This is a genomic window from Mesorhizobium calcicola, from assembly GCF_042682105.1.
GTDB lineage: Bacteria > Pseudomonadota > Alphaproteobacteria > Rhizobiales > Rhizobiaceae > Mesorhizobium > Mesorhizobium calcicola.
Genome location: NZ_JBHUGY010000032.1, coordinates 55,697 through 76,405, shown reverse-complemented (window position 1 = coordinate 76,405; position 20,709 = coordinate 55,697). Strand labels below are relative to the sequence as shown.

The window sequence follows — 20,709 nt, the reverse complement described above, 5'->3', positions numbered from 1 at the left end:
GATGATCGATGACGCGGTACGAGACAGCAGACGCGAGCGCCGGCGTGGACGCACGGGCGAAGCCGGCAGCGAAAGCAGCCGCCGGCCCAACTACCGGTCGCTGAAGAACCCATTCCTGCCGCAGCCGATCTTTTCGGATGACCAGGTGGCTTCTATCCACGATACGGCGCTGCGCGTGCTGGAGGAGCTCGGCATCAAGGTGCTGCTGCCGCAGGCGCGGGAGATTTTCGCCCGCGCCGGTGCGCTTGTGGACCCGGACACCGACATGGTGCGCATCGGCCGCGACATCGTGGCCGCGGCACTGGCCTCGGCGCCAAAATCAATTCCAGCGCTGGCGGGCGACCGCAGCCGCGATCTTTTGCTCGAACTCGGCTCGATGACGTTCCTCGCGGGCGCTGGCGCGCCTAACGTCACAGATCTCGAACGCGGCCGCCGGCCGGGAACGCTCAGCGCCTACGAGGAATTGACCAAGCTCATCCAGCATTTCGACGTACTGCACATGCTTTGCCCCTGCATCGAGCCGCAGGATGTCGACACCCGTTTTCGCCACTATGCGGTCAACCGCGCGCAGTTGACGCTGTCCGACAAGTTCCCCTTTGTCTTCGCTCGTGGAACGCCGCAGGTCGAGGATGGGTTTGAGATGATCCGGCTGGCGCGCGGGCTGTCAGAGGATGAATTCCGCGCTGGCGCCCATTGCTACACCATCATCAACACCAATTCACCGCGCCAGCTCGACATTCCGATGGCGCAAGGCATCATCGACTTCGCCCGCGCCGGGCAGGTCCTAGTCATCACGCCGTTCTGCCTGGCCGGGGCCATGGCGCCGATCACGGTCGCCGGCGCGCTGACGCTGCAGCATGCCGAGGCGCTGGCCGGTCTGGCACTGGCGCAGATCGTGCGCCCGGGCGCACCCGTGCTTTACGGTTCCTTCTCCTCCAATGTCGACATGAAGTCGGGCGCTCCGGCGTTCGGCACACCCGAGCACGTCAAGGCGACACTGGGGGCCGGCCAATTGGCGCGCTTCATCGGCCTTCCCTGGCGTTCAGGCGCCGGCAGTGCCGCCAACATTTCCGATGCGCAGGCAGCCCATGAGTCGCAGTTCGCCCTTTGGGGCTCGGTGCTTGCCGGCGCCACCGTCTGCATCCACGCCGCGGGCTGGCTGGAGGGTGGCCTGAGTGTCTCCTTCGAGAAGCTGATTACCGACATCGAGGCGGTGCAGTCGATTGCCGAGCTTTGCGCGGCAACTCCTGGCGACGACGACGCGATCGGTTTCGAGGCCATCGCCGAAGTGCAGCCTGGCGGCCATTTCTTCTCGGCCGGCCACACCATGGCGCGCTACCGCACCGCATTCTACGAGCCACTGGTGGCCGACTGGTCGAATTTCGGTAACTGGACGCAAAGCGGATCAAAGACCGCCAGCGAGCGCGCCACCGGTATCTGGAAACGCATCCTCACCGATTTCGAGCCGCCCGCTTCGGCTGCCGCGGCCGCCGGAGTGCTCGACGAATTCATCGCGCGGCGCACGCAAGAGGGCGGCGCGGCGCCGGTTTCGTGATGCGCAGCCGCGACACCCAGGTCGGTCACGTCGGGTTGTCGAGCGTGAACAGGTCGCTCTCCTCGCCAGCGGCTGGTTGAGCTCGTGGGCGATCGAGGCCGTCAATTTGCCCAGCATCGTCATGCGCGTGATGTGGGCGAGTTGAACCTGCGCCTCGCGCGCGGCGGCCTCGGCGGTGGTGCGCAGGGCCAGATAGGCGGTGACGGCGATCGGCACCAGGCTGATGGCGCAGTTGACCACGCCCGCCGGCACGGCATCTGCCCGCGTCAGGAAAAAACTCAGCACGGTGAGCGCCGTGCAGGCCGCCGCCACCATCGCCACGCCGCGGCGGTCGAGGTAGCGGACCGCGATCAGGACAATGATGACGTAGACCGCGATCTCCAGATTGGTGATCGTGTCGGCCAGGAAGATCGCCGCCGCCAGCAGCGCAAGCAAGACAGGCAGCAGCGGCTGGTGCCCAAGGAGCGGCAAGGATCATCTTCCAGACATGCCGGTCCTTTTTGCCGATCAAATTGCCGCACGTGACGGTGGGGACATTATCGCGCGGCCTTCTGGCCCGGCAAGGCGTCGCCCAATCCGATAGTGTCTCAGTTTGAAATTCGACCCAGAGCTTTTTGCTTGGCTTGATTCTTTTGCGTGCCGCGATGCTGATTGCAATGAAAGCAAGCGGCGGCAAGGTTGCTCAGATCGTCAGTGCCGCCATCCATACGGGCTTTCTTGTGTTCGATGGTTGGACGTGTCGGGCCTCGCTTCGTAAACGGGCGGCGACAATAGTAACACAATCCGCCTTGGAGCTTAGCCAGATGGCGGCGGACCCACATTCGATACAGAGGATTTCTTAGGGTCCTCATGTTCCCCCCACAAAATGGAAACATGGGTGCGGGCTAGACGTCAATCCGTTTTTGTAGCGCGCTTGCGTGACTCTTCTGCGTCATCGGCATCCGCACGGGTCGCAATGCCCACGACGCGAACGACATTGCCGGTCACGTCGGCGGGCGCTTCTGGCCTTTGGGTATTAGCGCGGGTACTCCAAAACGATGACGTAGCCTGACGGCTCGGTGAATGGACCGTTCTCCGTCGAGATATCACGGGTTGGCTGCCAGATCACGCTGATGATCCGGCTTCCTTCTTCGCCGAGGCTATGCAGAAGCGTCTTTAATCGTTCAACGTCGTCCGGGCAGGTCTGGACGGTATATGGCATGAAACCTCCCATACTTTGCGGTAGGCATATAGGATTTCGGCCGGGTTCGCGATAAGCGACTGCAAATCATCATCGCAGACGCAAGTTCTACGCCTTGTCATTGGCAATCGGCGCATCCCGTGCAGAAATGGGCGGCATGCGCGAAGCTTTGATCGCAGTGATGATCTTCCTGTGCCTGGCAGCGGCGCCGCTGGTCAGCATGGCGATCTGGCCGAGGCTGCCGGCCAGACATCGCGACGACGATACGAACAATGTGGTTCGGCTCGCCGCCAACCTGTTCGGGGTCATGACCTCGCTGATGCTTGGCCTGATGATCAACTCGGCCAAGAACACCTTCGAATCGATCGATCACAATGTGCACGCCTATGCGACGGAACTGATCCTGCTCGACAGGATCTTGCGCCAGTATGGCCCGGAAACCGACGCGGTGCGCCAGCCGCTTGTCGTTTATGTGCAGAGAGTGGCGGGCGATGCCTCGCCGACCGGTGAGACGCCGGTGGTCGCCAACCGGCTGTCCGAACATCTGCTGACGGAGATCGGCACCCGGCTGAGCACGCTGGCGCCGGTCGACGCGGCGCATGGCGCCCTGTTGCAGGATGCCGGTCAGCGTCTGAACAAAGTGGTGGAATTGCGATGGATTCTGATCGAGCAGTCGGAGGGCGCGATCCCCTGGCCGCTGATTGGCATGCTGGTTGCCTGGCTGGCGTTGATCTTCGCCAGCTTCGGCTTCAGGGCACCCCGCAACGCCATCACGGTTTCGACCTTCGCGGTTTCGGCCGTGCTGATCGCCGGCGCGCTCTACCTGATCCTGGACATGGACGTGCCGTTCTCCGGTCCGATCCAGATTTCACCGGCGCCCCTGCAGAGGGCATTGGCGGAATTGCAGCAATGATGCGGAACCGGCGTCGTTCCCGGGCATTCAGGGAGATGGCTCCACGGAGGACGACATGGGTTTCGACCAGTATCACGAACCGCCTGAAGAACTGTCGCAGAAGGTGCGGACCTTTGCCCGCATGATCACCTCGCTGATCGAGGAGGCGGAAGCGATAGGCTGGTACGAACAGCGCATGTCGGTGGAGAAGGACCCGCAGGCGCGCGCCATCATGAAGAACGCGCAAGGCGAGGAGTTCAAGCATTTCGGCATGGATCTCGAATTCCTGCTGCGCCAGAAGAAAGATTGGCGGGCGGAACTGAAGGAAATCCTGTTCACCACCGGCGATATCGTCAAGCGCGGCGAGGCGGGCGAGAAGAAGGTTGATTAAAGTCTACCCCCTAGGCAAATTCCGCAGCCGATCGGGCTCCCCCACAATCGAATCGCTGTCGCGCGCGACTAGCTCCAGCGGCCAGACCTCGCGCATGATCCGCGGACCGTCGGGGCCGGCGAAGGCCGGGATCGAGGCCAGCAGCATTTCAGCGAGACGCTGCCCCATCGGCTCCAGGGCCGGGCGGAAAGCGGTCAGCGCCGGTGAAAAATAGCGACAGAGCGGCGTGTCGACGATGACGGTCACCGCAATGTCGTGGCCCGGCCTGATCCCCATCTCGCCCAGCGCCTTGCAGCCGCCAAGCGCCATTGCGTCATTGTTGAAGATGATGGCGGTCGGTGGGTCCTTGGAGCGCATGACCTGCGGTGTCACCTCGTAGCCGCCGGCCTCGTTGATGAAGCCGGACGCGATCAGCTCGGGGTCGACCTCGATGCCGTGCCGCCGTAAGGCCTTGCGATAGCCGTCGAGGAACAGGTAGGCGAAATTGAGATTGAGCGATGGGCGGATGGCGGCAATGCGGCGGTGGCCGCGCGCCACCAGGCGGTCGACCGCGTCGGCACCGGCTTTTTCGAAATCGAGGTCGAGCGAAGGATAGGACTTGGCGCCGGAGCGGCTGCGGCCGAGCGTCGCGAACGGGAAGCCGGCCTGGGTGAGATAGTCGATGCGCTCGTCCTCGCGCCGCGTCCAGGCCAGCACCACCGCATCGGCGCGGCGCGTCTCGACGACACGGCGCAGGCGCTCCTGCTGGTAGTCGCCAGGCGCGCCCATGACCACGATCAGGTCGAGCCCGCTCTCGGCAAGTTTCGCCTGCAGCCCGATCAGGAACGGGATGAAGAACGGCTCGCCATATTGCTGGTCGCCCGGATGCGGCTGCAGCATGAAGGCGATCGAATGGGTGGCGCCCTGCCGAAGGCTGCGGCCTGACTGGTTCGGCGAATAGTTCAGCATCCTGGCCGCCTCGAGCACGCGCTGGCGCGTGTCGGCATTGACGTCGGCGCGGCCGTTGAGAGCGCGCGACACCGTGCCTATCGAAATGTTCAGGTGACGGGCAAGGTCATGAATGCTGGACGCCAAGTGACTGTTCTCCCCCTAGCTTGGCTAGCACCGGTAGCCGCTCAGGCCAAGGCGACAAGACAATTTTTTGCGAGCGGCCAATTGACATTCTACACCTTCGGGTGTGTTCTCGTAAACGTTTACGGAAAACATTTACGGCCATGCCGTGAATGCCGTGACGATCGGTCTGGAGGGACCGGGCGGAGGAGGAGTGCTGGATGGTCAATGTCGTCATGGCCGGCTGCGGAGCGATGAGCAAGCAGTGGCTCGATGCCGTGAGGCAGATCGACGGGCTTTCTATTGTCGGCCTTGTCGACCTCGACGCCGACAGGGCGAAGGCGAGGGCGCGCGAATACGACCTCACCGGCGCCGTCATCGGCACCAGCCTCGACGCGGTGCTCGACCAGACCAGTCCCGACGCCGTGTTCGACGTGGTGGTTCCCGCCGCCCGGCGCGAGGTTGCGTTCTCGGCCTTTGCCCATCACTGCCATCTTTTGACGGAAAAGCCGCTCGCCGACAGCCCGGAGAATGCGCGCGCCATCGTCGAGGCCGCCCGCCAGGCCGGGCGCATCCATGCCGTCGTCCAGAATCGCCGCTACGTCGCCAATGTCAGGCGCATCAGGCGCTTTCTCTCTTCCGGCGCCATCGGTGCCGCGACCAGCATCCATGCCGACTTCTTCGTCGCGCCGCATTTCGGCGGTTTTCGCGAAGAGATGGCGCATGTCCTGCTGCTCGACATGGCAATCCACACATTCGACGCCGCCCGCTACATGGTCGGTGGTGAGCCGGCCAGCGTCTATTGCCAGGAATGGGAGCCGGCGAGTTCCTGGTACCGGCAGGGATCATCGGCCAGCGCCGTCTTCGATCTCGGCGGCGGCAAGGTCTTCACCTATGCCGGCTCCTGGTGCGCCGCCGGCTTTCGCACCAGCTGGGAGAGCACATGGCGCATCGTTGCCGAGCGCGGCAGCCTGGTCTGGGACGGCGATGACGAGCTGAAGGCCGAGGTGGCGCTGCCCGTTCGCGACGGCCTGTTCGACCGCACCGGGCCGATCGCCGTGCCGCCGCTCGACCCCGCCGACCGCGTCGGCGGCCATCTCGGCATCATCCAGGACTTCATGCGCGCCATCGAGACCGGCACCGAGCCGGAGACGCGGGGCGCCGACAACATCAAGAGCCTGGCCATGGTCTTCGGCGCCATCGAGAGCGCCGAGACCGGACGGCGGGTAGCGATCGCAGAGGAAGCACAATGACGTCAAACCCGCTTCTCGACATCAGGATCGGCACCATGGTGCGGGCCAATCTCGACGACCCGGCCGCCTATATCAAGGCGATCTTGCCGCTCGGCTTCGAGAGCATCCAGCCCTTCTTCTGGCAGACGCTCGGCGGCAAGGATCTGCCGCGGCTTGCCGGCCAGATCCACGAGGCGATCGGCGATGCCGACGTCACGGTGTCCTCGATCGGCGTGTTCGGCAATCCGCTGGAGGGCGGCGATGTCGATCGCGGTGTGCTCCAGGCCTGGGAAACGGTGATCGACAACGCGCATCTGTTCGGCACCTCGATGGTCAGCGGCTTCACCGGCCGCCTCCGCGGCAAGCCGCTGCCGGAAAGCCTGCCGCGCTTCAAGGAAGTCTGGGGTCCGCTGGCAAGACGCGCCGCCGACAAGGGCGTGCGCATCGCTTTCGAGAATTGCGCCATGGACGGCAACTGGGCTGGTGGAGACTGGAACATTGCCCATAATCCGGACGCCTGGGAGCTGATGTTCAACGAATTGCCCGACGACAATCTCGGACTGGAATGGGAGCCCTGCCACCAGCTCGTCTACCTGATCGATCCGTTGCCGCAGATCCGCAAATGGGCGCCGCGCATCTTCCATGTCCACGGCAAGGACGCGACGGTGCGCTGGGACGTGATCCGCGAGCACGGTGTATTCGGCCGGCTGCCGTTCGTGCAGATGCGCACGCCGGGCTTCGGCGACAGCGACTGGGTGCGGGTGATCAGCGAATTGCGGTTGGCCGGCTACAAGGGCGCCATCGACATCGAGGGCTGGCACGATCCGGTCTATCGCGACGAACTGGAGATCACCGGGCAGGCACACGCCCTGGAGTATCTGAAGCAATGCCGGGGAGGCGCCAGCTACCTGCCTAACCCGGTGTGAGGGCGGGCCGGCGGGAGGTGCCGGCTGCCCAAGATTGCGGCGCACTGCCGAAGCGATCGTCGAAAACCCCTCGGCTTAGCCAGGGAAAAAAGGGAGGATAAGTGCATGAGCATGACGATGAGAAGGACACTTCTGCGCTCGACCATCGTGGCCGCCGCCACGACACTCGGCGCTGCAATCTCTATTTTGCCCGCGCAGGCGCTCGACGCCCAGTGGTGCAAGGACGTCCACATCCGCTTCTTCGTCGGCGGTGCCGAGGGCGACGCTTTCGGCTCCATCGTCTACAATGGCGCCAAGCAGGCGGCAGCCGATCTCGGGCCGAAGGTCGACTACATCTTCTCGGGCTGGGACGTCGAAAAGATGGTGCAACAACTGCGCGAAGCGGTCGCGGTCAAGCCGGGCGGCATCGCCATGATGGGCCATCCGGGCGACGCGGCGATCATGCCGCTGGCCGAACAGGCGCACAAGGACGGCATCAAGATGATGTACCAGAACGTACCGGTGCCGACGGTGACGGCGGCGTTCGGTGGCGGCTATGTCGGCGCCCAGCAGGAGCAGCAGGGCCGCGCGCTCGGCGCCGAGGCGTTCAAGCTGGCCAAGCTGAAGGCCGGCGACAAGGCGATCATGATCGGCCCATTCGAGAACGAGAGTCGAGGCGCACGCGAGCGCGGGACAGTCGCCGCACTGAAGGAGGCCGGCATCGATGTCGTTCAAATCAATTCTCAAACCGAGTGGGCAGCCGATCCGAATCTCGCGATCCCGTTGATCACCGCCGCGTTGCTCAACAATCCCGGCGTCAAGGCGGTCGGTTACCCCGGCGGGCAGATGCTCGGCAATGTGCCGACATACATGCAGGCCGCGGGGAGGAAGCCCGGCGACATCTTCAACTTCGGCTTCGACACCAGCCCGCAGATCGTCGAAGCCTTCAAGGGCGGCTGGGTGCAGCTGACGGCTGACCAGCAGCCTTTCCTGCAGGGCTATCTGCCGATCCTCAGCCTCTGCCAGCAGGTGGTACTGGGTCTGGCGCCAATGAATGTCGACACCGGCGCCGGCTTCGTCACACCTGAGAATTACGAGATCGTCGCCGAGCTGGCCAAGCAGGCGCTACGCTGACCTCCCAAGCCGTCGGCCGGGATTGAGCCCGGCCGACGGAGCCGCCGGCGACAAGCCGGCAAGAGACAATCAAGCGAGGATACGATGGCCGAACGCATCATCGAACTGCGCGACATCAGCAAGTCCTATGGCCACGTCTATGCCTTGGGTGGGGTCAATCTCAGCGTCGACCGCGGCGAGGTGGTCGGCCTCATCGGCGACAACGGCGCCGGCAAGTCGACGCTGATCAAGATCCTGTCGGGCGTGGTCAAGCCGACCAGCGGCGAGATTCTCATCCGCGGCAAACCGGTGACCGGATGGAGTGCGGCGCGCTCGCGCGACGCCGGCATCGAGACGGTGTTCCAGGACCGGGCGCTGGCCGTACAGCAGACAATCGTGCGCAACATCTTCATGGGCCGCGAGCTCACCGGCTTTCTCGGCTGGCTGAAGGTCAACAAGGAGATCGAGGAGGCGAGCCGGCTGATGCGCGAGATCGGCTTCACCTCGAAAGTGTTCACGCCGCAGTCGATCGTCGGCCAGCTGTCGGGCGGCGAACGCCAGGGCGTGGCGATCGCGCGGGCCATCTACAAGCAGGCGGAGCTGATCATCCTAGACGAACCGACGACGGCGCTGTCGCTGACCGAGACCGCCAAGGTCTTCCATTTCGTGCGCCAGGTGCGGGCGAGCGGCCGCTCGATCCTGTTCATCGGCCACAACATCCATCATGTCTTCGACATCGCCGATCGCTTCGTGGTGCTGGACCGCGGCAAGGTCGCGCTCTCGGCCGATCGGCGCGAGGTCAAGTCGGCCGAAGACCTCATCAACTTCATGGAAGATGTCGCGCATCCCGGCGGATTGCCCGGGCTGCACGAGGCCGGCGAAACGGAGCAGCGAGCGCGATGAGCAAGACCATGGAACCCGATCTCGATAGCCCCCTCGGCGGGCATGGTGGGGCAGCTCGGAAAGAGTGGAAACACCCGTCCGATCACTGGCTGCGCGGCTTTGTCCTCGACAACCGGGCGGCACTCGGCACGCTCGCCGTGTTCATCGTCATGATGGCGGTGTTCATGATCGCCAACCCGACCGTCTTCACCACCTGGTATCTCTACAGCTCGGTGCTGACCACGCTGCCGGTGGCGCTGTTCGTGGTGGTGCCGCTGGTCTTTGTCGTCACCTGCGGCGAGATCGACCTGTCGTTTCCAGCGACGATGGGTTTTGCTTCCTGGGTCTTCGCGCTGGTCGTGCAGGCCGGCTACGATCCGTTCCTGGGCATTGCCGCGGCACTCGTCACCGGCATGCTGCTCGGTTTCCTGGTCGGCTCGCTGGTCGTCTATGGCGGGCTGTCGTCGCTGATCGCCACGCTCGGCATGAATTTCCTGCTGCGCGGCCTGATCCAGATCATCAACGAGGGCAAGTCGACCGCGTTGACCAGCCTCAGCAACAGCTGGGCCTACACAATCTTCTCCAGCCAGGTCTACGGCATTCCGGTGCAGATTTTCTGGGCCATCGCCTTCGTAGTGCTGTCGGCGATGCTCTACAACAGGCACCGTTTCGGCGCGCAGGTGAGGGTGGTCGGCGACAATCCCGACAGCGCCCAGCAGATGGGCATCGACGTCAAGCGCGTGCGGGTCAAAGTGTTCGTCTTCGTCGGCATTGGGGCGGCGATCGCCGGCACCTTCTCGGTGATGATCAACTTCACCTGGTGGCCGACCGCCGGCGACGGCTATCTCTTGCCGGTGCTGGCATCGGTGTTCGTCGGCGGCACGCCGACCTGGGGCGGTATCGGCACCGTCGTCGGCGGCGCGATCGGCGCCGTCACCGTGTCGTTCATCCAGACCGGCGTCGTGGCGGCGGGCCTGAGCGGCTTCTACGTGCAGTTCTTCAACGGCCTGATCATCATCCTGTCGCTGCTCGGCCATAAGTGGAACCAGGCTCGGTATCGCTAGGCGGGAATTTGAGGCCGCTCACACCGCCGCGACAAACCCGTCCAGAACGCGTTTCTGGCCGGCTTTGTCGAAGTCGATGGTCAGCTTGTTGCCTTCGATGGCCGAAATGTTGCCGTTGCCGAATTTCTGGTGGAAGACGCGGTCGCCGACATTGAAGGGCGACGGCTTGTCGGCGACGGATTTGGCGACCAGTTCGCCGTCGATGGTGCGGCCTTTGACCGAGGTGCGGCCGGCGCCGTAGCCGCTGTCGGTCTCGCCATAGCCGATGCGCTCGACCTGATGGCCGGAGCGCGTGCCCCAGTTGCGGTCGGTCGCCTCCGTGCGGTTGGCCTGTGCGCGCTGCCAGCCCGGCGTCGAATAGGTGTTGGAGAAGGCGCCGGATTTTTCGGCGTTGGCGCCGACATTGTCGAAACGCGAGGCGCCATAGGGGTTCTGCCGGCCGCCACGGCCAGAGGCGAAGGAGCCGCCGCCATAGGGGTTGCCGTAGCCGCCATAGGAATTGCCGCTTTCGGCGATCTCGACATGGGATTCCGGCAGCTCTTCGAGGAAGCGCGACGGGATGGTCGATTGCCAGAGCCCATGGATCAGGCGGTTGGAGACGAACCAGATATGCAGGTTCTTCTTGGCCCGCGTCAGGCCGACATAGGCCAGCCTGCGCTCTTCCTCCAGTCCGGAGCGGCCGCCTTCATCGAGCGCGCGCTGGTGGGGAAAGAGGCCTTCCTCCCAACCGGGGAGAAAAACCGTCTCGAATTCGAGGCCCTTGGCCGAATGCAGCGTCATGATGCTGACGGCGTCCTGGCCGGCATTCTGCTCGGCATCCATGACCAGCGCCACATGTTCGAGGAAGGAGCGCAGCGATTCGTACTCCTCCATCGAGCGGATCAGTTCCTTGAGGTTCTCCAGCCGGCCCGGCGCCTCGGCCGAGCGGTCGTTCTTCCACATGTCGGTGTAGCCGCTCTCCTCGAGAATGGTCTCGGCGAGCTCAGTATGCGGCTTGGTTTCCAGCGCCTTCTGCCAGCGCTCGAAATTGGCGGCCACTTCGCGCAACGCGGCGCGCGGCTTCGGCTTCAGTTCGTCGCTTTCGGCGAGATTGCCGGCGGCCTCCAGCATCGGAATGCGCAGCGCACGCGCCGTGTCGTGGATCTGGCGGATAGTGGCTTCGCCCAGCCCGCGCTTGGGCACATTGACGATGCGCTCAAAGGCAAGGTCGTCGCCGCTGTTGGCAACGACGCGGAAGAAGGCCAGCGCATCGCGGATTTCCATGCGCTCGTAGAAGCGCGGGCCGCCGATGACGCGGTAGTTGAGGCCGAGCGTGATAAAGCGGTCCTCGAAGGCGCGCATCTGGAAGGACGCGCGCACAAGGATTGCCATGTCGTTGAGATTGTGCTTCTGGCGCTGATAGGCCTCGATGGTCTCGCCGACGGCGCGGGCTTCCTCCTCGGAATCCCAGGCGGCGTGGACATGCACCTTGTCGTCCTCCGGCTCGTCGCGGTCGGTGAACAGCGTCTTGCCGAAGCGGCCCTCATTGTGGGCGATGAGGTGGGAGGCAGCGCCGAGGATGTGCGCGGTCGAGCGGTAGTTGCGCTCCAGCCGGATGATGGTGGCGCCGGGGAAATCCTTGTCGAAGCGCAGGATGTTGTCGACCTCGGCACCGCGCCAGCCATAGATCGATTGGTCGTCGTCGCCGACGCAGCAGATATTAACTTTGTTGTCGCTCACGGGCTGTTCCGCGCCTGCGGGCGCGGGCCCTCCGCGCGGGCCTCGCAACGGCTCGGACGGACGGTCGTCCTTGCGGCTTTCGGCCGATTGGAGACCGGTCGATGAAGATGGACGCGAGGGTTGCGGCCGCTGCGCCAGGAGGCGCAGCCACATGTACTGGGCGGTGTTGGTGTCCTGATATTCGTCGACGAGGATGTATTTGAAGCGCTTGTGGTATTCCTTCAGCACATCCGGATTGGCGCGGAAGATGCGGATCGGATGGCACAACAGGTCGCCGAAATCGCAGGCGTTCAGCGTCTGCAGCCGCGCCTGATAGGCCTTGTAGAGTTCGCGGCCCTTGCCGTTGGCGAAGGCGCGGGCGTCGCCCTCGGCGATGTCGGCCGGGCCTTGCCCCTTGTTCTTCCAGCCGTCGATCATCTGGGCGAACTGCTTGGCCGGCCAGCGCTTGTCGTCCAGCCCCTCGGCCTGGATCAATTGCTTGATCAGCCGCACGACGTCGTCGGTGTCGAGGATGGTGAAGTCGGAGCGCAAACCGGCAAGCTCGGCATGTCTGCGCAGCAGCTTCACGCCAATCGAGTGGAAGGTGCCGAGCCACGGCATGCCTTCGACATTGCCTTCGCCGATCAGGATGCCGATGCGCTGCTTCATCTCGCGCGCGGCCTTGTTGGTGAAGGTGACGGCGAGGATCTGCGAGGGGAAGGCCTTGCCGGTGGCGAGGATGTGGGCGATGCGGGTGGTGAGAACACGCGTCTTGCCGGTGCCGGCGCCGGCCAGCACCAGAACCGGCCCCTCGGTGGTTTCCACCGCCAGCCGCTGCTCGGGGTTCAGCCCCTTCAGATAGTCGGGGGCATTGTTGTGGCCGCCGCGGGCCGCCATGGCGCGCGCGGCAATGCCCGACGGGGCCGCGGGCCGCGCATTGGGTTCATCGAAAAAGGGCATGTCTTCGGAAAAGCCGGACATCTCCCCCGAATGTAGTGATTCGGGAGCGAAAGGCCAGAAGTGTCTACGTTTTGTTCCGCTAAAGTGCCCGATGTCGGGGTTCAGGCCTTGCGATAACCGAGGGCGACGAAAAATCGATGCCCGAACGCGCGCGCCTCGTCCGTCATCACGGCGCCGAGAGCGACCTGCATCTGGTCGTAATAGTGGCTGCCGGCGGGCGATGTCAGGAAAGTCTCGTAGAGCTTGAGATCGTCAAGCGGCAGCTCCCGGTAGATGTAGGCCACCGATGCCATGACGTCCGTTTCGATGTCATGGCGAAGGCCTTCGGATCGCTGGCGCAGCAGGGCCATGATCTGGTCGTCGGGCAGGGGCTTTCCGGCCGCCCCTAGCATCTCCGAAAGCATCGCGTAGCCCATGTTCAAGGCTACGGCTTCTCCGGTGTCGACAGCGCTGAGATCATCGATGAGCTTCTTGTACAGTGCGAGTCGAGCCGGATCCCGGGACGGAAGTTCGCCCAGGATCTTGGGACCTTCGATCGTCTTTCGTTGCCTTTGTTCTGGAGTGGAGGCCTGGATTTCCAGCGCCGTGACATGTTTGCCCAGGGGCGACGCGTAGAATGAGGCGAGGTCGGCCAGGTCCTTGGCCGGCAGTTTGTCCGCCATTCGCGCTTCGATGGCTGCTTCCATCTTGTTCGCGTCAAAGGCGCCTTCCAGAGCTGCCGCGAGTGCATCCTGGACTTTTTGCGGCGGCGTTCCCGGCGCCGATTTCACGGCTGCGACGAAACCCGGGCCGGTAGCCATCAGCATCTCGTGGAAGCCGTTCGCCTTGTTGATCTCATGCAGCGTCTGCGCCGGCGCGGCCACGGAGAAAGAGACAAGGCAACAGAGTGCAAGCACTAGGCGCGTCAGCGGCGGAACGAATGACGTCATTTGCTTGCTCCCGCGGAGAGATGATGGACACTGCTGGAAAACCCGACTGCAGGCAAGATGGATTGCCACCTTGGCGTGTGTGTTGCCTTGACAGGCGGGGCGGGCGGGAGAAAGCTGGGCAGAGGGCAGGAACGGGTGCAGCGGGCTGTCCCTGGGCGTGGCAAAGCGCAACAGTCGAAGGAGTATCATCTTGGCTGTCACCATCACCTCCCTCATCCTTTTCCTCATCGGTCTGGCGCTTGGCGGCGGCGGCATCCGGTTGGCTTCGCTGGGCGGCAGCTGGTACTATATTATCGTCGGTCTCGCCTTCCTGATCGCCGCCTGGCTGCTCTACCGGCGCCGGTCGACTGCTTTGTGGCTCTACGCGGCGATCGTGATCGGCACGCTGGCCTGGGCAGTCTGGGAGACCGGCTTCGACTGGTGGGAACTCGGCCCGCGCGGCGGCATCATCGTGCTGGTGGCGCTGTGGCTGCTGACGCCGTGGGCGAGGAGAGGCGTAGCCGGCCCCGACGCGCGCGCGCCGCTCATCCTTGCCGTGCTGGCATCGCTGGCGGTTGCCGGCTATTCGATGACCGCTGACCCGAAAGGCATTGACGGCGAACTCAGCACCGACAAGGTGGTCGCCAATGCCAACCTCGGCAACGACGTGCCGACTGGCGAGTGGCACTATTACGGACGCACCCAGTTTGGCCAGCGCTATTCGCCGCTCGACCAGATCAGGCCGGACAATGTCTCCAGGCTGCAGCCGGCATGGACCTATCGCACCGGCGATGTGAAGGGGCCGGACGACATCGGCGAGACCACCTATCAGGTGACGCCGCTGAAGATCGGCGACACGCTCTACATCTGCACGCCGCATAATTTCGCCATCGCGGTCGATGCCACGACCGGCACGGAAAAATGGCGCTACGATCCCAAGATCAAGCTCGACAAGGATCGCCAGCACCAGACCTGCCGCGGCGTGTCCTATTATGCCGATGCCGCCATCGCTGTCGGCCAGCCCTGCGCGACCCGCATCTATCTGCCGACCTCGGATGCGCGGGTGATCGCGCTCGACGCCGCCAACGGGCAGGTCTGTCCGGCCTTCGCCGAGGGCGGCACGCTGAACCTTCTGACCAACATGCCCTATCCGAAATCGGGCTATTACTACTCGACCTCGGCGCCGCTGATATCAGGCAGCAAGATCATTGTCGGCGGCGCGGTCAACGACAACTATTCGACGCAGGAGCCGTCGGGGGTCATCCGCGCCTATGATGTCGGCACCGGCGCCTTGGTGTGGAAGTGGGATTCCGGCAACCCGGACCAGACGACGCCGCTGGCGGCGGGCCAGACCTATACCGCCAACTCGCCCAACATGTGGTCGACGCCGAGCGCCGACGAGAAGCTTGGGCTGCTCTATGTGCCACTCGGCAACCAGACGCCGGACCAGCTCGGCGCCGGGCGCAGCGACAATGTCGAGAAATTCTCCTCCTCGATTGCCGCGCTCGACCTCAACAGCGGGCAGTTGCGCTGGGTGCGGCAGACCGTGCACCACGACCTCTGGGACATGGACGTGCCGGCGCAGCCGAACCTGATCGACATCACCAAGGCCGACGGCACGGTGGTGCCGGCGCTGGTCGGGCCGACCAAGCAGGGCGACCTCTATGTGCTTGACCGGCGCACCGGTGAGCCGGTCGTTGCAGTCAAGGAAGTGCCGGCGCCCGGCGGCGCCGTCGAGGGCGATCACACGTCGCCGACGCAGCCGGTGTCGGATCTCTCCTTCAGCCCGAAGCCGCTGACCGATGCCGACATGTGGGGCATCACCATGTTCGACCAGCTGGCCTGCCGGATCGCCTTCCACAAGCTGCGCTACGAAGGCCGCTACACGCCGCCCTCGGTGCAGGGGTCGCTGATTTATCCCGGCAATTTCGGCGTCTTCAACTGGGGCGGGGTGGCGGTCGATCCCGTGCGGCAAGTGCTGTTCGGCATGCCGACCTATCTGGCCTTCACGTCGAGACTCGTGCCCCGCGCGGACGTGCCGCCGCCGGGCGACAACACCAAGGGCAGCGAGCAGGGGCTGAACCGCAACGAGGGCGCGCCCTATGCGGTTGTGATGGGGCCGTTCCTGTCGCCGCTCGGCATTCCCTGCCAGGCGCCGCCCTGGGGTTATGTCGCGGGCGCGGATCTGCGGACCGGCACCATCGCCTACAAGCATCGCAACGGCACCGTCTACGATATGACGCCGCTGCCGCTGCCGCTGAAGGTCGGCGTGCCGGGCATTGGCGGGCCGATCATCACCGCCGGCGGCGTCGCCTTCCTGGGTGCCGCGGTCGACAATTATCTGCGCGCCTATGACCTGACGTCGGGCAGGCAGATCTGGCAGGCCAGGCTGCCGGCCGGCGGCCAGTCGACGCCAATGACCTATACGGTCGCCGACGGACGCCAGTTCGTGGTTATCGTCGCCGGCGGCCATGGCTCGATCGGCACCAAGCCGGGAGATTATGTGATGGCCTACGCGCTGCCGAAGTAGGGGCTCCGCGGGGTGAGCGATCCGCCTAACTGATCCCGAGATGGCTCCGCAGGCTGGGCACCGAGCCGAGCGTGCAAGCCCTCGACCAGGGTGACGACGGAGAGGTCGTTGGCACCAGAAGGGCTGGCGCGACGTCACGGCTTTCGTGCCGAAACCAGGAGGTAGGCCTTGGTGATCGCGCCGAAATAGCTCGCGATCAGCCGGCAGACCGCCGTACTGCTAAAGCTCATGGTCAGGCTCATGGCGCCTTTGCGATGTTCGGATGCCGGCCAGGCGACAAGATTGCGGCGGAAGCCGCCGAGACATTCATCCGTAGCGTCTTCGACAATCACGTCTTTGAAACCCAACTCGTCGAACTGGGCCCGGTAGGACGGAATGTCCGGGAAGAGGTTGGCCTTTGGCACGCCGATGCGGTCGGAGATGCCGGATGTGAACCTTCGGAACAGGATATCGGAGAGGACAAGCGCGCCGCCGGGCTTGAGCACGCGAAAGGCTTCCGCCAGGAAGGCTGCGCGGGTGCCGAAATGGAAAGCGGCTTCCACGCAGATCACCGCATCGAAGCTTTCATCGGCAAAGGCGAGCTTGACGGCATCCATCTGGAGCACCGTCGCACCCGGGGCGTTCTGGCGTGTCGTCGCAACTTGAGCGGCGGAGATGTTGATGGCGGTGACCGCCTGCGGCGGATAGCTGAGCAGCAAACGCCTGGTCGAGGCGCCGAGCCCGCAGGCAACGTCCAGGATGCTGCCATCCTTCCTTGGCAGCCGCGCCAGCAACGTGTCGACCAGCGCTTCGCTCGCCTCGCGCTGCGATGCCGCGCCTGTCGCCCAATAGCCGAAATTGTAGAAGCCGCTGCCGCCATAGTAGCGGCGCTGCTTGCCGCTTTTCATGGCCCGGTCGTAGATGCGGACCATCATGCGATCTTTTGGCATTGTTCGTTCCGTCAGCGTGTGGATCAAAGCATGTCGGGAAGGGCGACGAGATCGCGGAAACGGCCGTTGGCGCGTGCCTGGCGGATAGACCCGCCGCGCGGCCGCAAGATGACCTCGACCTTGCCATGAGGCCGATGCGTCACGGCAAGGCGGTGGCCGATGCTCGAGCCAACCGGCAACTCGACCGAACGCTTTGTGAGGATGGTCGCCAGCGCGATGCGCATCATCTGATAGCCGAACGTCGTGCCCGGGCACATATGGCCGCCAGCGCCGAACACAAGATATTGGTATGGCGACGGCTTCAGGTTGCTCCAACGGTCGGGGTTGAAACGATCGGGTTCCGGGTAGAGCGAGGGGTCGCGGTTGATCAACATGCCGCCGATAAGGACCCTTTCGCCGCGCTTCACGTCCTCGCCGCCGAGGACGGTGCTTCCTGTTGCCTTGCGCATCAGCAGCGGTACCGGTGGGAACAACCGCATGGCTTCCTTGACCGTGGATTCGAGCAGCGGCACCCGATCGAGCGCGCTCATTGTCACCGGTCCGCGGTCCAGCGCGGCATCGAGCTCGGCAACGAGGCGGGTCATGATGGCAGGGTGTTGGGTCAGCAGGATCATTGCCCACGAGAGCGCGTTGAGGCACGTGTCGTATGCAGCGCCAAAGAAGAAGCTGATGATGCCGCCGATCAATTGTGGGCTCGGCGGGTTGCCGGCCTCGTCGAGGTTATTGGCCAGCAGGGCCAGAATATCCTGGGCGTCCGGATTGCCCCGCTTTTCCGCTGCCCAGGTGAGGATGGCACGTTCGAGCTTCGGTGCTTCGAGGATCCAGCGCACATAGGCCGGGCCGGGTACGATCCAGCTTGCTGTCATCAGGCTGCCGATCATGTTGGCGACCGGCAATCCACGGGCGGAATCGTCACCGAACAGCAGCCCTATGGCGAGATGTTTCGCCATCTGGGCGCTGATCTTCGTCAGCGGCAAGGGAATATCAACTGGCCAGCCATCGACAAGCGATTCCGCGATCGACGCCATCTTGGGCGCCATGGCGAGCACCGGGGAACGCTTGAGTGGCGGCAAGAACATCTTGCGGTAGTGTTCGTGACGCAGGCCGCGCAGTCGCGTCATGCCATAGACGAGGCGCGAAGAAGCATGGTTCTTTCTGCCGGCCATGTTGATCTGGACGTTGACCCAGGTTTCGGTCCCGGACAACAAGGTCCGGCATAGCCCCGTATCGGCAACCACGAAAAGCCGCTTTGGATTGGCGCGGGTGGAATGCGGATAGTCGATCTGTAGAAATGGGCCATGCTCGCGGTGCGCATCACGCACGGTGACCAACGGATCGGCGAGAAACCGCGCTATAAAGCCAAGTGACCGGCGCCTGCCCAGTCCATATGCCAGCATGTAAAGTCCCCCAACCCCACTTGGCACCCTAAGGATATCTTCGCGCCGGTCCATAGGTTTCTGCGGATCGATTGACGTAGCCTGCCGGTGAACACCGTCACCCAACAGTGACTGGACCATGCAAGGCCCGACCCTATCTTGCCCCGCAACGAGACTTCCCGAAACCGAGGAGCAAATCCATGACAAAACCTAACGCCAACACCAAGCCGGCCATCACCCAGGCGATGATCGACGCCTATGATGAATACACCCATCTGACGCTCGACCGCCGCCGCTTCATGCAACAACTGACCAGGCTCGCCGGATCGGGCGCGGCGGCGGCGGCGATCGCGCCGCTTTTGGCGGCGAATTCGGCGCAGGCGGCAATCGTCGCCGACAACGATCCGCGCGTGAAGGGCGAGGACATCAGCTATCCCGGCAGCGGCGGCGAGATGAAGGGCTATCTTGTCAGGCCGGCGGACCAGACCGGCAAGCTCGGCACCGTCATCGTGGTGCATGAGAACAGGGGCCTCAACCCGCATATCCGCGACGTCGCGCGGCGCGTGGCGCTGGAAGGGTTCGTGGCACTGGCGCCGGATTTCCTGTCGCCGCTCGGCGGCACGCCTGACGATGAAGACAAGGCGCGCGACCTGTTCGCCAAGCTCGATCCGGCGCAGACGGTGGCCAATGGCGTGGCAACGGTCGCTTTCCTCAAGGCTGACAAGGACGGCAACGACAAGGTCGGTGCCGTCGGCTTTTGCTGGGGCGGCGGCACGGTCAATATGCTGGCCGTCAACGCGCCCGATCTCAGCGCCGGCGTCGCCTATTACGGCATGCAGCCGAAGGCCGCCGATGTGTCGAAGATCAAGGCGGCGTTGCTGCTGCACTATGCCGGGCTGGATGAGCGCACCAATGCCGGCATCGACGCCTTCAAGAAGGAGCTCGACGCGGCGCATGTCGAATACACGGTCTATATCTATGAAGGCGCCAACCACGCCTTCAACAATGACACCTCGGCGGCGCGCTATGACAAGAAGGCGGCCGACCTCGCCTGGGGCCGAACGATCGCGTTCCTGAAGGAGAAGCTAGCCTAGCGTCGTTGTTTCAGCGCGCCGGCTTGTGGAAGGCTACGCCGGCGACCACCAGTGCAATGCCGAGGCAATCGGTCAGGCTTGGAATCTGGCGCAGCACGATGACGCCGATCAGCGTCGCGGTGACCGGCAGCAGCGACAGCATCAGCGCAAAGCTGGCGCGCGGCAAACGCGACATGGCGAGCTGGTCGCAGATGTAAGGAATGACCGACGAGCAGACGCCGACGCCGATGGCGGCGAGAAGCAGCATTGGTGAGAACAAGGCCGGCAGCGCATCGGTGAAGCCGATCGGCAGCACGACGATGAAGGCGATGGCCATGGCCGCGCCGAGGCCGTCGACGCCGTCGCCCGCGCCTGCGCGGGCGACGCGGTGGCCGAGCACGATGTAGCCGACGAACAGCGCGCCGTTGAGGAAGGCCCAGAACAGCCCGACGGGATCGCTCGACCATTTCACGTCGATGAGCAGCAAGATGCCGGTGACGGCAATGGCAAGGGCGGCGAGATTGCGCGGGCTTCTGAAGCCGATCAACGCGATGCCGATGGTGCCGACGAATTCGACCGCCGCCACCAGCGAGATCGGCAAGCGGTCGAGCGCAAGGTAGAACGAACAGTTCATCACAGCCAGGCAGGCCCCGAGGGCCAGCAACAAAAGCCGCGTCGAGCGATCGGCGCGGGCGAAGGTCCGCCATGGACGGGTCAGCGGCGCGAAGATCAGTGCGGCGGTGGCGATGCGCAGCCACGCCATGCCGAGCACGCCGACATGCGGGAACAGCAGCACGGCGAATGACGGCCCGAGGTAGTGGAAGATGGCGCTGACGCCGAACCAGACATGCGGCGGCAGCTTTGCCGCCAGCCCGCCAAAGGTGTGGCCAGCAGGGGCAGGGCTGGCTGCGAGAGCTTGCGTTTGATCATCCATCGGATCAGTATCGCAGGCGGATTTGCCGATTTATATG

The 20,709-nt window shown here is 64.3% G+C and carries 18 protein-coding genes; 10 read left to right on the top strand and 8 right to left on the bottom strand.

Annotation, left to right across the window (positions count from 1 at the left end):
- Position 1 precedes the first annotated feature (1 nt).
- Positions 2 to 1,555: a trimethylamine methyltransferase family protein gene (locus tag ACFSQT_RS22050; RefSeq protein WP_379022085.1), complete on the top strand. Its 1,554-nt coding sequence runs from the start codon at positions 2 to 4 to the stop codon at positions 1,553 to 1,555.
- 587 nt (positions 1,556 to 2,142) lie between these two features.
- Here the strand turns inward: ACFSQT_RS22050 and ACFSQT_RS22045 are convergent.
- The gene (locus ACFSQT_RS22045; protein WP_379022083.1) at positions 2,143 to 2,376 is read right to left on the bottom strand and encodes an HNH endonuclease; all 234 of its coding nucleotides are present in this window, start codon (positions 2,374 to 2,376) and stop codon (positions 2,143 to 2,145) included.
- A 194-nt stretch (positions 2,377 to 2,570) separates the two neighbouring features.
- Positions 2,571 to 2,756, bottom strand: coding sequence for a hypothetical protein (locus ACFSQT_RS22040; protein ID WP_379022081.1), 186 nt, complete (start codon positions 2,754 to 2,756; stop codon positions 2,571 to 2,573).
- A gap of 136 nt (positions 2,757 to 2,892) precedes the next feature.
- Between ACFSQT_RS22040 and ACFSQT_RS22035 the strand changes: the two genes are divergently transcribed.
- Complete coding sequence (locus tag ACFSQT_RS22035; RefSeq protein ID WP_379022079.1) at positions 2,893 to 3,648, top strand: bestrophin-like domain; 756 nt, start codon at positions 2,893 to 2,895, stop codon at positions 3,646 to 3,648.
- A 55-nt stretch (positions 3,649 to 3,703) separates the two neighbouring features.
- Positions 3,704 to 4,018, top strand: a complete 315-nt coding sequence (locus ACFSQT_RS22030) for a ferritin family protein (RefSeq protein ID WP_379022077.1) — start codon at positions 3,704 to 3,706, stop codon at positions 4,016 to 4,018.
- Between the two features lie 3 nt (positions 4,019 to 4,021).
- Here the strand turns inward: ACFSQT_RS22030 and ACFSQT_RS22025 are convergent, their stop codons facing one another.
- Complete coding sequence (locus ACFSQT_RS22025; RefSeq protein WP_379022075.1) at positions 4,022 to 5,092, bottom strand: LacI family DNA-binding transcriptional regulator; 1,071 nt, start codon at positions 5,090 to 5,092, stop codon at positions 4,022 to 4,024.
- 197 nt (positions 5,093 to 5,289) lie between these two features.
- Here ACFSQT_RS22025 and ACFSQT_RS22020 point away from each other — a divergent pair, with 197 nt between their 5' ends.
- The 5 genes from ACFSQT_RS22020 to ACFSQT_RS22000 all read left to right on the top strand — a co-directional run bounded on the left by ACFSQT_RS22020 (position 5,290) and on the right by ACFSQT_RS22000 (position 10,264).
- Positions 5,290 to 6,321: a Gfo/Idh/MocA family protein gene (locus tag ACFSQT_RS22020; protein ID WP_379022073.1), complete on the top strand. Its 1,032-nt coding sequence runs from the start codon at positions 5,290 to 5,292 to the stop codon at positions 6,319 to 6,321.
- Positions 6,318 to 7,226, top strand: coding sequence for a sugar phosphate isomerase/epimerase family protein (locus ACFSQT_RS22015; protein WP_379022071.1), 909 nt, complete (start codon positions 6,318 to 6,320; stop codon positions 7,224 to 7,226). Before ACFSQT_RS22020 ends, ACFSQT_RS22015 begins: the two co-directional genes overlap by 4 nt.
- Before the next feature lie 105 nt (positions 7,227 to 7,331).
- Positions 7,332 to 8,339 (top strand): substrate-binding domain-containing protein, encoded by a 1,008-nt coding sequence (locus ACFSQT_RS22010; RefSeq protein ID WP_379022069.1) that lies wholly within the window; start codon positions 7,332 to 7,334, stop codon positions 8,337 to 8,339.
- An 84-nt stretch (positions 8,340 to 8,423) separates the two neighbouring features.
- Positions 8,424 to 9,221 (top strand): ATP-binding cassette domain-containing protein, encoded by a 798-nt coding sequence (locus tag ACFSQT_RS22005; protein ID WP_379022067.1) that lies wholly within the window; start codon positions 8,424 to 8,426, stop codon positions 9,219 to 9,221.
- Entirely contained in the window at positions 9,218 to 10,264 is a 1,047-nt protein-coding gene (locus tag ACFSQT_RS22000; protein ID WP_379022065.1) for an ABC transporter permease, read from the top strand. The genes ACFSQT_RS22005 and ACFSQT_RS22000 overlap by 4 nt, the downstream gene beginning before the upstream one ends.
- Before the next feature lie 18 nt (positions 10,265 to 10,282).
- On the opposite strand, the gene ACFSQT_RS21995 is transcribed toward ACFSQT_RS22000, so the two are convergent.
- Both ACFSQT_RS21995 and ACFSQT_RS21990 read right to left on the bottom strand, forming a co-directional pair.
- On the bottom strand, positions 10,283 to 12,943 hold the full coding sequence (locus tag ACFSQT_RS21995; protein ID WP_379022063.1) for an ATP-dependent helicase: 2,661 nt from the start codon (positions 12,941 to 12,943) through the stop codon (positions 10,283 to 10,285).
- Positions 12,944 to 13,023: 80 nt separating this feature from the next.
- On the bottom strand, positions 13,024 to 14,055 hold the full coding sequence (locus ACFSQT_RS21990; protein ID WP_379022173.1) for a DUF2059 domain-containing protein: 1,032 nt from the start codon (positions 14,053 to 14,055) through the stop codon (positions 13,024 to 13,026).
- On the opposite strand from ACFSQT_RS21990, the gene ACFSQT_RS21985 reads away from it, so the two are divergent.
- Positions 14,042 to 16,360 carry a glucose/quinate/shikimate family membrane-bound PQQ-dependent dehydrogenase gene (locus ACFSQT_RS21985; RefSeq protein ID WP_379022061.1) on the top strand — a complete coding sequence of 773 codons (2,319 nt, stop codon included), beginning with the start codon at positions 14,042 to 14,044 and terminating at the stop codon, positions 16,358 to 16,360. The two genes, ACFSQT_RS21990 and ACFSQT_RS21985, sit on opposite strands and share 14 nt — an antisense overlap.
- Before the next feature lie 134 nt (positions 16,361 to 16,494).
- Here the strand turns inward: ACFSQT_RS21985 and ACFSQT_RS21980 are convergent, their stop codons facing one another.
- Positions 16,495 to 17,289 carry an SAM-dependent methyltransferase gene (locus ACFSQT_RS21980; RefSeq protein WP_379022059.1) on the bottom strand — a complete coding sequence of 265 codons (795 nt, stop codon included), beginning with the start codon at positions 17,287 to 17,289 and terminating at the stop codon, positions 16,495 to 16,497.
- Positions 17,290 to 17,312: 23 nt separating this feature from the next.
- Positions 17,313 to 18,686, bottom strand: a complete 1,374-nt coding sequence (locus tag ACFSQT_RS21975; RefSeq protein ID WP_379022057.1) for a cytochrome P450 — start codon at positions 18,684 to 18,686, stop codon at positions 17,313 to 17,315.
- 179 nt (positions 18,687 to 18,865) lie between these two features.
- On the opposite strand from ACFSQT_RS21975, the gene ACFSQT_RS21970 reads away from it, so the two are divergent.
- Positions 18,866 to 19,759, top strand: coding sequence for a dienelactone hydrolase family protein (locus tag ACFSQT_RS21970; RefSeq protein WP_379022055.1), 894 nt, complete (start codon positions 18,866 to 18,868; stop codon positions 19,757 to 19,759).
- Between the two features lie 10 nt (positions 19,760 to 19,769).
- Here ACFSQT_RS21970 and ACFSQT_RS21965 read toward each other — a convergent pair whose 3' ends face one another.
- The gene (locus ACFSQT_RS21965) at positions 19,770 to 20,672 is read right to left on the bottom strand and encodes an EamA family transporter (RefSeq protein ID WP_379022053.1); all 903 of its coding nucleotides are present in this window, start codon (positions 20,670 to 20,672) and stop codon (positions 19,770 to 19,772) included.
- Positions 20,673 to 20,709: the final 37 nt, after the last annotated feature.

What these genes read in the sequence shown, in the direction of transcription:
- ACFSQT_RS22050 (WP_379022085.1), top strand. Translation starts at nt 2, where the DNA reads ATGATCGATGACGCGGTACGAGACAGCAGACGCGAGCGCCGGCGTGGA.
- ACFSQT_RS22045 (WP_379022083.1), bottom strand. Translation starts at nt 2,376, where the DNA reads ATGTGGGTCCGCCGCCATCTGGCTAAGCTCCAAGGCGGATTGTGTTAC.
- ACFSQT_RS22040 (WP_379022081.1), bottom strand. Translation starts at nt 2,756, where the DNA reads ATGCCATATACCGTCCAGACCTGCCCGGACGACGTTGAACGATTAAAG.
- ACFSQT_RS22035 (WP_379022079.1), top strand. Translation starts at nt 2,893, where the DNA reads ATGCGCGAAGCTTTGATCGCAGTGATGATCTTCCTGTGCCTGGCAGCG.
- ACFSQT_RS22030 (WP_379022077.1), top strand. Translation starts at nt 3,704, where the DNA reads ATGGGTTTCGACCAGTATCACGAACCGCCTGAAGAACTGTCGCAGAAG.
- ACFSQT_RS22020 (WP_379022073.1), top strand. Translation starts at nt 5,290, where the DNA reads ATGGTCAATGTCGTCATGGCCGGCTGCGGAGCGATGAGCAAGCAGTGG.
- ACFSQT_RS22015 (WP_379022071.1), top strand. Translation starts at nt 6,318, where the DNA reads ATGACGTCAAACCCGCTTCTCGACATCAGGATCGGCACCATGGTGCGG.
- ACFSQT_RS22010 (WP_379022069.1), top strand. Translation starts at nt 7,332, where the DNA reads ATGAGCATGACGATGAGAAGGACACTTCTGCGCTCGACCATCGTGGCC.
- ACFSQT_RS22005 (WP_379022067.1), top strand. Translation starts at nt 8,424, where the DNA reads ATGGCCGAACGCATCATCGAACTGCGCGACATCAGCAAGTCCTATGGC.
- ACFSQT_RS22000 (WP_379022065.1), top strand. Translation starts at nt 9,218, where the DNA reads ATGAGCAAGACCATGGAACCCGATCTCGATAGCCCCCTCGGCGGGCAT.
- ACFSQT_RS21995 (WP_379022063.1), bottom strand. Translation starts at nt 12,943, where the DNA reads ATGTCCGGCTTTTCCGAAGACATGCCCTTTTTCGATGAACCCAATGCG.
- ACFSQT_RS21990 (WP_379022173.1), bottom strand. Translation starts at nt 14,055, where the DNA reads ATGGTGACAGCCAAGATGATACTCCTTCGACTGTTGCGCTTTGCCACG.
- ACFSQT_RS21980 (WP_379022059.1), bottom strand. Translation starts at nt 17,289, where the DNA reads ATGCCAAAAGATCGCATGATGGTCCGCATCTACGACCGGGCCATGAAA.
- ACFSQT_RS21975 (WP_379022057.1), bottom strand. Translation starts at nt 18,686, where the DNA reads ATGCTGGCATATGGACTGGGCAGGCGCCGGTCACTTGGCTTTATAGCG.
- ACFSQT_RS21970 (WP_379022055.1), top strand. Translation starts at nt 18,866, where the DNA reads ATGACAAAACCTAACGCCAACACCAAGCCGGCCATCACCCAGGCGATG.
- ACFSQT_RS21965 (WP_379022053.1), bottom strand. Translation starts at nt 20,672, where the DNA reads ATGGATGATCAAACGCAAGCTCTCGCAGCCAGCCCTGCCCCTGCTGGC.